General features: G+C 43.4%; 4 protein-coding genes. All 4 read right to left on the bottom strand.

Annotated features, from left to right (window positions below; genetic code table 11):
* A partial coding sequence (locus GY843_RS01050) for a winged helix-turn-helix transcriptional regulator (protein WP_297305864.1) occupies positions 1-345 on the bottom strand: 345 nt, incomplete at its 3' end.
* Between the two features lie 140 nt (positions 346-485).
* Positions 486-1,340: a carboxylating nicotinate-nucleotide diphosphorylase gene (nadC, locus tag GY843_RS01045; RefSeq protein ID WP_115469672.1), complete on the bottom strand. Its 855-nt coding sequence runs from the start codon at positions 1,338-1,340 to the stop codon at positions 486-488.
* Between the two features lie 440 nt (positions 1,341-1,780).
* On the bottom strand, positions 1,781-3,412 hold the full coding sequence (locus GY843_RS01040) for a Tn7-like element transposition protein TnsE (protein WP_297305865.1): 1,632 nt from the start codon (positions 3,410-3,412) through the stop codon (positions 1,781-1,783).
* A 330-nt stretch (positions 3,413-3,742) separates the two neighbouring features.
* Positions 3,743-4,839, bottom strand: a protein-coding gene (locus tag GY843_RS01035; RefSeq protein WP_297305863.1) for an IS3 family transposase whose coding sequence is annotated in 2 segments (ribosomal slippage) — positions 3,743-4,659 and positions 4,659-4,839 — 1,098 coding nt annotated over the 2 segments. Because the reading frame shifts where the segments join, the coding sequence is not laid out codon by codon here. This gene is flagged as partial in the annotation.

Here is a 4,839-nt window from a genome sequence, read left to right as displayed (position 1 = left end):
TTCAAGGGTATCCTTAAGGCTCTTTCCATATTCAGTTAAATAAACGACCTGTCTTGGTTTTCCTTCAGTTATAGGGCGAAGCTCGACGAGGCCAGCTGCCAACATGCGTTTAATAACGGAGTTCGTTGTGGGTCCAGTAAGCCCAACTCGTTCACTTAAGGTTTTTTGGGAGATTCCTTCCTCGTTCCACAGCTCACGTAAATATCCCCAAAATCCATGGTTTACGCCGTAGGGTAGTAGTCGCCGTTCCAATGAATTAAAGTACTGCTTAGAGAGCTCTCGAACGATGTGTGCCATCCTCTCGTATTTTAGCTCTGGAACAGTATTTAATTTCTCTACAGACATGTTCTTGTATCCTGAGATTTCACATAATATAGAACCTGTAAACTAGGCTTTAAAAAAACCTAGGTTTACTGGTGTTTTAAGCATCAGGGGTAATCAGATCATGTTAGTTAACTAACACGATCTGTCATCTTAGGCCCTTACTATGCTTCCATGTATAGTCGCATCGATAAATCGACAGCTTTAATATCTTTGGTGAGTGTACCCATTGATACATAGTCAACGCCAGCTTGTATAATGTCTATCAGCGTATCGTCATTTATACCACCAGAGGCTTCGATTTTAGCCTTACCGCGGCTTAATTCTACCGCTTTCTTAGTATCTTCTAATGAAAAATTATCCAACATAATTATATCTACACCGGATTGAAGAGCTTGCTCTAGTTCCTCGAGTGATTCTGTTTCAACTTCGATGAGCTTATTTGGCACCAGAGTTCGTGCGACCTGAACAGCCTTATCGATACCACCGCAAGCTGCGATATGATTCTCTTTTATCAAAAATGCATCATACAAACCCATTCTATGGTTCTGCCCACCACCACAAGTGACAGCATATTTTTGAGCCAGTCTTAGCCCAGGTATTGTTTTTCGAGTGTCGATGAGCTCTACAGGGTTTCTACCGATTTTACTAACAAAGTATCGAGTTCGCGTTGCAACAGCCGACATTAACTGAAGAAAATTAAGCGCTGTTCTTTCACCTGTGAGGAGTGAGCGGGCGGGTCCAGTAACCTCAACAATCAGATCATCAGCTTTGAGGTTATCACCATCGTTAAAATGCCAGAGCAGTTTGACCGAAGGATCAACTTGGCGGAAGGTCTCGCTCACCCAAGCTGTTCCGCATAGCACGGCATCCTGCCGTGTAATAATTTTTGCAATAGCCGTTTGAGACTCTGGGATCAATAACGCGTTGATGTCTCCACTCGCGATATCTTCAGTAAGAGCTGCACTCACATTTGCAGTAATCGCAATCTGTAACGTTGTATTATCTAATTTGTACATTATAACTCCCTATCTCTCTGATTTTGCCAATGTGCATATTTATTAGCGGGTCCGAAGGAGCGCGCTAGTAGAATTTTGATGGCGTTACTTGCTGTTAAAATTACTATTTTTGAGTATCGATTCTACCACATGAAGTGGATTTTATTGATAATTATTAGGTATGTAATATTTTTAACGATGAGGTCTCAATCAGCAAACTGCTGAAAGTTATCGATTGAGGTATCCGGTATAGTTTGAAGTCGATCATCCAATACTGAAGGTCCATTTGTCGCGCATTTGAGATGTTTAACGGCAGTTGATAGTTGTATGCAGTGGAGTTGCCCCCTCAATTGTTACTATCGTTTCATCTATACCATGCTCTAGAAGTAGTTTAGCTGACAGCAAACAAGTAAGTAATCAACTATCTTCTAGACTACAGAGGCTAAACCTCTGTAGTCTTTTTACGAGGGCTTCCTAAACAACCTCAACTTCTCACGAAGATCACTCACCCACTTTTCCTTGTATTCCTGATCTGTACGAATCTTACCTTTCTCTTTTAGAGGCGGGTGCCTGCAAGGATTGAAGAAATAACAGCGCTCATTGATGAAGTCATGACTCCATTGAGCACCTTTGTCAGAAAAACTTTGGAGAATTTCTTCAAAGTTAGCTTTCGCATCTTCTTTTAATCCTAGAATAAGCGTACTGGCTCCTTTAGGGGTTCTCAAATTACTGGTATCTGCTTCAACTAGCACTAGCTGACTGCCTGTTAGCTCTAAGATTGCTACGAAATACTTAAGGCGACCTTCATATTGTGTTTTGTAAACAACTTTACTTTGGTTTGCGGGGGCAGGAAATCTATAGCACTTCGCTTTCTGAAATAACTTAATACCATCAGATTTTCCTACCTCTTCAATGACCTCACCAAAAAGCCTGAATTTTTGAGGTAGGTAGACTGTGTCAGTAATCTCTTCGTCCTGATTTATGGTCGGACTAAATTCTTGAGCATTACCATCTTTCTCAATTAACCCAACACCTGCTTTTTCTTTCTCAATGTCTGGGGCCTCAGCAGGCGGCGAATGCTTTGATCCACTAGCTTTTTTACCTTTGGATGATTTTACGCTTCGAATTGCAGAGCAACCAAAGGAAAAACCTTTTGAGCGCTCTATGTGAAGCCGCTTTCCGAGTCTTGGTATTTCCCCAAGCTCTAACTCGGGATCAGTGTCATCTGCTGGAGTTTGTCCTTTCTTCGCAGCATCTATTTTGTCCTTACTACTTTGGTCTTTATCTTTCGGGTGGCTAACTAAAACATCAGCCGCTCCCTCGTTAAAAACAGCTTCGAGGATATTTTCTACACGCACTACCTCAGCAATATCCTCAGAATCAGCTCGCACAGACACTTCGAGTAACCAGCCTTCTAGGTTAGGCGGGACAAACTTAAATCCCAGCTCACCCTGACCTTTATTGAAGGATTCAAAAACAGAGTGTGCACTTTTCTTCGCCTCTACATCGAGCACCAACCAGGCTAAATGCGTTCTCGTACTTTTGGATTTTATAAACCTCAAAGGATATAGAGTACTTTCAGGAAAGCTGATTTCGATTGGCGACTGATCATGATGAACTAATGTCAAACCACCTACGCCATTCGCTGTATAAGCCGCCCGAACAAGGTGCGGGTTATGGAATAGTAGAGTCCTAGCCAGTTCAAAGCCTGAGAATTTCATCAGACCGTGATCTGTTTTGTAGAGGTATTGGTAGTGCCCAGAGGCCTTATCGACTCGTTCGAGACTAATAATATGAACGTTTTGCCGCTCGTGTTTCGTCTGCGAAACGATCTTTTTATCTTGGAATGTAGAACCAGGTGCAAGGAAGCTTGCCATTTCGATAGGTAAGGATGACGTGATGCCATCTTTCCACTCCACAGCGACAAAAATATCTTTATTTTTCAGTAAGTTTTTGGATCGAAATACACCGTGGATTTTAACTAGCTCGTTGTCCCTTGGGAGGTAGCTTAAAGCAGGAAACCATTTCGAGATCTTCTCTGATAATTCGTCGCGGAGCTTCACGAGTCCGTTTTTCACTGAGTCCAGCAGCACGTTCAATTTCATAAGCCTGAGGAATAGGTTCGTCCTTGTTGATACAATCAACAATAATAACGAGAACTCTACGCACTTGATACTCTTCAATCGTTTCAACGTACCTGGCAAAAAATAGCCTACACAGCGGAAGCTTAGCCAAGTGCTTATCTATCCCCCAACGTAGTTGCAGCTTTGAGATGAACCAGTTTTGAGTCATTCTAGGCAGCGATAAATCGTCTTCACATGCCTTACGAATGTTAATCAGTTGCCTGACTAGAGCTAGATCTCGCTGCTTCCAGTTTACGACTCTACCCACATGACGTGGTCAAGCAAATTCACACAACCCAGTTAAGCAGCTTTTCCTAAGTTAGCCATGTCAGCCTCATATTGGTTTGGACTTTTGTAATCCAGATATGAGTGCATTCTTTGGCTGTTATAAAACATAGTGATGTATTGCAGGATATCTTGCTGAGCAGCATGACGGCTCTGGTAGTGACGCCATTGCACTCGCTCTTGTTTTAATGTGCCGAAGAAGCTCTCTACAACGGCATTGTCCCAACAATCACCTTTCCTGCTCATGCTACCTGTTACCTTGTACTGCGCCAGTAGCTGTCTAAATTGTCGGCTCGCATATTGCGAACCACGATCCGAATGATGTATCAGGCCAGCCTTGGGCTTACGTTGCCATAAAGCCATTGTTAAGGCATCACACACAAGCTGGGCATTCATCCGTGAAGACATACTCCAACCCACGACTTTGCGTGAGAACAGATCGATGACAACGGCCAGATACAGCCACCCTTCCTGCGTCCAGATATAGGTAATGTCAGAGACATACGCCTGGTCTGGTTTTTGCGCATCAAAGTCGCGTGACAGCACGTTATCGAATACAGGTTGCTGATGGTTGCTGTTGGTCGTTACTTTGTATTTTCTACGTCGTCTAACGCTCACGTCGGCTTCTTTCATCAAGGCTCTCGTACGCTGTTTTCCAACCGGATAACCGAGCGAATTCAGCGCGCGTTTCATTCGTCTTACGCCATAGGTATAGTCACTGGCATCTGCTATTTTCTGTACCCATTCAATTAGCTCATCATGTTGTGGATCGGGTTCAAGTTGTTCATTTCGTCGCACGGCACTGTAATAGTTATGGCGACTGACTCCCAGAACCTGACACATCAGACTAATCGGCCAGGTCTTCTTATGTTGGGTAATGAAACCGTATTTCACTTGGTTTCTTTGGCAAAGAAGACCGTCGCCTTTTTTAGGATCTCTTTCTCCATTTTCAGGCGTTTATTTTCTTCTCTCAACCGACGGATTTCTTCCTGCTCCGGCGTTAATTTGCCATTGCCACGAAATGCGTGAGCGCCTTCTGATTCTTGCTCTTTAAGCCAGCGGCCTAACATATTCGCGCTAATACCAAGACTACGTGCAGCCTCAGCAATCTT

The sequence above is a fragment of the Neptuniibacter sp. genome, assembly GCF_024231755.1.
Lineage (GTDB): Bacteria > Pseudomonadota > Gammaproteobacteria > Pseudomonadales > Balneatricaceae > Neptuniibacter.
Note: the sequence above shows the minus strand (reverse complement) of the source record. Positions and strands in the feature narration are given on the sequence as shown.